At 68.9% G+C, this 4,793-nt stretch carries 5 protein-coding genes and 1 pseudogene; 3 read left to right on the plus strand and 3 right to left on the minus strand.

The genetic code is table 11. The features are described 5' to 3' along the window. Nucleotides 1–897: DNA gyrase C-terminal beta-propeller domain-containing protein (locus ACOJTB_RS20825; RefSeq protein ID WP_420104434.1), on the plus strand; the 897-nt coding region annotated here is incomplete at its 5' end. Nucleotides 898–1,113: 216 nt separating this feature from the next. After that, nucleotides 1,114–1,791: a leucyl/phenylalanyl-tRNA--protein transferase gene (gene aat, locus ACOJTB_RS20830; RefSeq protein ID WP_420104435.1), complete on the plus strand. Its 678-nt coding sequence runs from the start codon at nt 1,114–1,116 to the stop codon at nt 1,789–1,791. Nucleotides 1,792–1,805: 14 nt separating this feature from the next. Here the strand turns inward: aat and ACOJTB_RS20835 are convergent, their stop codons facing one another. From ACOJTB_RS20835 to ACOJTB_RS20845, 3 genes are all read right to left on the minus strand, one after another. Further along, a complete protein-coding gene (locus ACOJTB_RS20835) occupies nt 1,806–2,381 on the minus strand; it encodes an FUSC family protein (RefSeq protein ID WP_420104436.1) in 576 nt (191 codons plus the stop codon). A gap of 3 nt (nt 2,382–2,384) precedes the next feature. After that, the gene (locus ACOJTB_RS20840; RefSeq protein WP_420104437.1) at nt 2,385–3,020 is read right to left on the minus strand and encodes a DUF2155 domain-containing protein; all 636 of its coding nucleotides are present in this window, start codon (nt 3,018–3,020) and stop codon (nt 2,385–2,387) included. 170 nt (nt 3,021–3,190) lie between these two features. Next, nucleotides 3,191–3,601, minus strand: coding sequence for an NADH:ubiquinone oxidoreductase subunit NDUFA12 (locus ACOJTB_RS20845; RefSeq protein ID WP_420104438.1), 411 nt, complete (start codon nt 3,599–3,601; stop codon nt 3,191–3,193). A gap of 811 nt (nt 3,602–4,412) precedes the next feature. On the opposite strand from ACOJTB_RS20845, the pseudogene ACOJTB_RS20850 reads away from it, so the two are divergent. Further along, nucleotides 4,413–4,793 (plus strand): annotated as a pseudogene (locus ACOJTB_RS20850) (vitamin B12-dependent ribonucleotide reductase); the annotation flags it as partial.

The raw sequence follows: 4,793 nt of genomic DNA on the forward strand, positions 1-4,793 counted from the left end.
ACCATCATGCCGCTGCCCGAGGACGAGGCGAGCTGGGAGACGCTGGACGTGATGTTCGCCACCGCCTCCGGCGGCGTGCGTCGCAACAAGCTCTCCGACTTCGTCAACGTCAACCGCGCCGGCAAGATCGCGATGAAGCTCGACGAGGGCGACCATATCGTCGATGTGCAGATCTGCACCGAGAACGACGACGTGTTGCTCACCACCGCCGACGGTCAGTGCATTCGCTTCGCGGTGCCGGAGGTGCGCGTCTTCAAGGGCCGCGATTCCACCGGCGTGCGCGGCATCAATCTGGCGAAGGGCGACGAGGTCATCTCGCTCGCCATTCTCAAGCATATCGACGTCACGCCAGAGGAGCGCGCGACCTACCTCAAGGACGCCGCGGCAGCGCGCCGGGCGATCAGCGGCGAGGCCGATGAGAGCCTGGAATCGGCCCCGGTCGATGCCGAGGAGAGCACCGGCGAAGTCGAACTCGGCGCCAAGCGCGTGGAGATGGAGCTCGCCGAGCAGTTCATCCTGACGATCTCGGAGAAGGGCTACGGCAAGCGCACCTCGTCCTTCGAGTATCGGGTCACCGGGCGCGGCGGCAAGGGCATCGTCGCGATGGTGGTCAACGACCGCAACGGCAAGCTCGTCGCCTCCTTCCCGGTGGTGGAAAGCGACCAGCTCATGCTGGTGACGGATGGCGGCCAGCTGATCCGCGTGCCGGTCGATGCCGGCCCGGACAACCGCATCCGCATCGCCGGCCGCTCGACCCAAGGCGTGACGGTGTTCAACACCGCCAAGGACGAGAAGGTCGTCTCGGTCGAATGCATCAACGACGATGGCCAGGGCGATGAGGGCGAAGCCGGCGAGGAGCCGGGCGAAGCCCCCGGAGCCGAGCCTGCCGAAGGCTGAGACGGCTCTCATCCGTCATTGCGAGCGCAAGCGAAGCAATCCAGGGGCGGCAGCGCTCTACATCCTCCTGGATTGCTTCGTCGCTTACGCTCCACGCAATGACGGCTACCTCCGGAGCCTCCATGTCACGAGAGGCTCGGGTCGAGCCCGGGCATGACCCGCTGATCCGAGCCGCACCGATTTGACTCCCCGCCCCTCCCGCGCTCCCCTCGCCCCATGAAGGCCCGCTCCGCACCTGTTCTGTCACCGGTGATCACGCCCGAGATCATGCTGCGCGCCTACGCGGCCGGCATCTTCCCGATGGCGGAGACGGCGGATGACCCCAACCTGTTCTGGGTCGAGCCGGAGATCCGCGGCGTGATGCCGCTGGACGGGTTCCATCTCGGCACGCGGCTCGCCCGCACCGTGCGCTCGGACCGGTTCGAAATCCGCGTCGACAGCGATTTCGCGGGCGTCATCGCCGCCTGTGCCGAAGAACGGCCGGACCGGCCCGAGACCTGGATCAACAGCCGCATCCGCGAGAGCTTCGTCGAACTGCACCGGCTCGGCCATGCCCACAGCGTCGAATGCTGGCGCGAGGGGCGGCTGGTCGGCGGGCTCTACGGGCTCTCGCTCGGCGCCGCCTTCTTCGGCGAGAGCATGTTTCATCGCGAAACGGATGCGTCCAAGGTCGCGCTGGCGCATCTGGTCGCCCGGCTGCGGCGCGGCGGCTACCGCCTGCTCGACACCCAGTTCCAGACCAGCCATCTCGCCCGTTTCGGCACGGTCGAGATCCCGCGAGACGACTACCGGGCGCGACTGGAGGAGGCCCTGGAGCACACGGGGACCTGGCTGTCCTGGCCTGCCGGCACCGTGGTGTCAGGCGAAGAAGCGCTCGCCGCCCTGCAGGGCTGACACCCCGCCGGCCCTCAGCCGCCCGCCCCGCGGCGTGTCAGCCGCGCCGCCAGCCAGACGATCGCGATCGCAACCGTCACGCCCCAGCTCACCTCGCTGATCCGCGAGAGCATCATGTGCTGGGCGCTGGTGCCGGGATGCGGCACCAGCAGGATGATCGTGGCGGTGATGCCGGCCAGCCTGGCCGCGCTCGCGACATTGAGCAGCCAGGCGCTCAGCACCGAGACGGCCGCGGCGAAGGCGAAGCTCGCCAATGTCTGTCCCGTGGCGCTGGCGACCGCGACACCGATCGTTCCGCCGATGGCGGCGCCGACGAACTGGTCCCGCGCCGTGGTGCGGGTGGCGCCGAACTCGCTCTGCACCACCGAAATTGCGGTGATCGCCGCCCAGAATCCCTCGCGCAGCCCGAGCGCCTGCGTCGGCAGATAGGCGATCAGCGCCGCAGCCGTGGACATCGCCGCATGCGTGAGTCCTTCCTTCAGACGCTGCGCCGGTGGCAGGCGCTTGCCGGCATCGCGCAGCATCTGGCGCACGCGCCGCAGGCGGCGGCCGGCGCGCTCCGCCTGCGAGCCCGCGCCGGGCGAGGTCACGGGCTAGTTGCTGCCGCCGGCGGCCGGGTCGCGTCCGCCGGCACCCGGATTGGTCGGGAAGAAGCGCTGGCTCGGCCGCTGCTGCGGCTGCACCGGCACCCCGCGCGGCGGCTCGACACCGATCCGCCCCCCCTGATCGGCGGGCGCCTGCGCCGGCGGCGGCAGCGGGTTGGCGGGCCGCGCGGGGCGGCGCGGCTCCTCGGAGGGAGCCGGCGGCTCGGGCTCGCGCGGATCGACGATGATCTCGGTCCCGCCTTTGCAGTCCGTCAGCCAGACATCGTAGATCGCGTGCTCGACACCGTGCAGGCCAGGGCTGTCGGCGAACATCCAGCCGGTGAAGATGCGCCGATACTCGTTGTTGAAGGTCACCTCGTCGACCTCGACGAAAGCGTCGGTGCGCGGCGCCTCGGTCGGCGGGCGGGTCCAGCAGACGCGCGGGGTGATCTGGAGCGCGCCGAACTGCACCGTCTCGTCGATCGCCACCTCGAAGGAGATGATGCGGCCCGTGACCTTGTCGAGCCCGGCGAAGACGGCGGTCGGGTTCTTGATCCGGTCGGCCAGCGCCGGGGCGACCGTCGCCAGGGTCAGGAGGCTCGCGGCGAGGCCGGCCAGGAGCGGGAAGCGGGTCAGGGACGGCATGCGCGCGCGAATCTCTATCCGTGCCGTGTCAGCGGGCACAACCGGCGCGCAGTAACACGGCAAAGCCAGCGGAAAAAGGGCGGCCTGAACGCGGGACCCGGCACATCGGCCCACGCAAACGAAAAAGCCGCCCCTTGCGGAGCGGCTCCTGTCTCGCGATCGACGAAGCCTCAGTTCCCCGGCGTCCAGGCCTGATAGTCGCCGGTCGCCGAGGGGCGCTCGCCTTCGGCCAGGGTCGAGCCCTTGGGACGGTACGCCAGCGCCGTGCCGGTCCAGTTCGGCTGATGCGGCTGCTGCCATTCGCGCGGCTGGTAGGCCTCCTCGGAGGGCGCGATATCGACGGTATGGTGCAGCCAGCCATTCCAGCCCGGCGGGATCATCGAAGCCTCGACCGGGCCGTTATAGACGACCCAGCGGCGCTGGAAGCCGAGCGCCTTGTCCTTGGCGCCGCCCTTGGTCCGGTAATAGACGTTGCCGAACTCGTCCTCGCCGACCTTCTCGCCGAAGCGCCAGGTGTGGAAGCGGGTGCCGATCGTCTGGCCGTTCCACCAGGTGAAGATCTGCAGGAGCCAGTTCTTCATGATCCGCCCAATCGTCTCGCGCATGCGTTGCGGCGCCGCAGCGAGCGGCGCGACCTCGCGCGACTTATGCCGCCGGCGCCCTGCCCTGTCCAGTCCGCAGCGGCGCCGGGGGCGCACAGCGTCGATCCGGCGACCGCCGAAAGCCGTAAAGCAACTCCGGCCCGATCGGACGGGCTCCTGATTCCCCGCGCCGTCCGATGGTTTCGTCCGCACCGATTCTGGACCGATGCCCTCCCCGCCCGGCATCGCCGCGACGATTTTCGAGCGCTTGCCAACCACTTGCCGGGGCCTGCGCAGGCTGCGGTTTCGCAGCCGCCGGGCAGTGCCGATTTTTACCGCTCGTCAACCGTGAATAACGGGGATTTTTCGGACTGGCGATCGCCGCGAGCTGTGGCAATCTTGCCGCGCGCCGCGATTCTGCGCAGGATTCCCTAGGCTTAGCGGCGGTGTTGAAGATCCCGCCTGCGACCCCATATCCCTACCACATCTCGTATCCACAGGATCGCAACCGCACTATTCCTTGACGGGCCAGGGCGTGCGGGACTAGATTTTGACCATCGCATGACAGCCGGCGGCACCGCTTCTGGACGACTGCGTGAGACAAGTTTCCAGAATGATCCGGGCCTGCCGCCGCATCCGCCGCAACCAGCGGAGGCGAACGGATTTGCGCGGGCATTCCGGCGCGTCCGGGGCGATCGGCGGGTCACACGCCGAGGCTCCACGGGGCACTGAACCGAGTTGGGCTGACATCAGGAGCCGGTGATCAACCGGCCGCGCGGGATTCTCCCGCGGCATTCAAGGGACGAAGATCATGCGCATCGAGCGCCGTTACACTGCCGCCGGACAATCCCCCTACGCCGCCATCGCGTTCCGCTCGGCCGTCAGCGAGATCAAGAATCCCGACGGCTCCGTCGTCTTCCGGCTGGAAGGCATCGAGGTGCCGGAGGCCTGGAGCCAGGTCGCCAGCGACGTGCTGGCCCAGAAATATTTCCGCAAGGCCGGCGTGCCCGCGCGCCTGAAGAAGGTCGAGGAGAACGACGTCCCCTCCTTCCTCTGGCGCTCCGTCGCCGACGAGGCGGCTTTGGCCGAATTGCCCGAGGCCGAGCGCTACGGCTCGGAAATCTCCTCCAAGCAGGTCTTCGACCGCCTCGCCGGCTGCTGGACCTATTGGGGCTGGAAGGGCGGCTATTTC

This window comes from Allobosea sp. (assembly GCF_048595345.1).
GTDB lineage: Bacteria > Pseudomonadota > Alphaproteobacteria > Rhizobiales > Beijerinckiaceae > Allobosea.